This window comes from Yersinia sp. 2542 StPb PI, assembly GCF_048593855.1.
Taxonomy (GTDB): Bacteria; Pseudomonadota; Gammaproteobacteria; order Enterobacterales; family Enterobacteriaceae; genus Yersinia; species Yersinia enterocolitica_E.
In genome coordinates this window covers 1-426 of the sequence record NZ_JAZGQA010000509.1, presented here as the reverse complement: position 1 = coordinate 426, position 426 = coordinate 1, and the positions used below count along the sequence as shown (strand labels likewise).

Here is a 426-nt window from a genome sequence, read left to right as displayed (position 1 = left end):
CAATTATCAGAGAATTTATGATTCTTTGAGAAGTAATAAACTTTTAATCTTTCATCTATTGGAACTGAACGTGTGCGAAGGTTTGGTAATGTGACTTCCTTAAACAATTGTGGATGGGCTTTGTAGATTAACGTGTTTGTAAAGTCTGCCGCCATAAATGATAAATCACATTCATAATATTTTTCCAAATTTTTCCACGCCAACACATTCAATTGTTCTTTTTCACTATCGGTGAAATAATTGCCATTCATGACAAATAGATCATTGTCGATAACTACCTCAAACGCATTGGCAATAGAAGCTACCAAATCGCCGCCAACATTAACTACACGTTTCGCCGTAACGTAGTTCTCACTACCACCCAGATCCTCAAAATCGCAAAACACATCATTGTACAATACATCTTTTATTTTTATATTTGATTCA

General features: G+C 34.5%; 1 pseudogene. It reads right to left on the bottom strand.

What is annotated here, in order from left to right:
• Positions 1 to 426 (bottom strand): annotated as a pseudogene (locus V1952_RS22530) (type III restriction endonuclease subunit R); the annotation flags it as partial.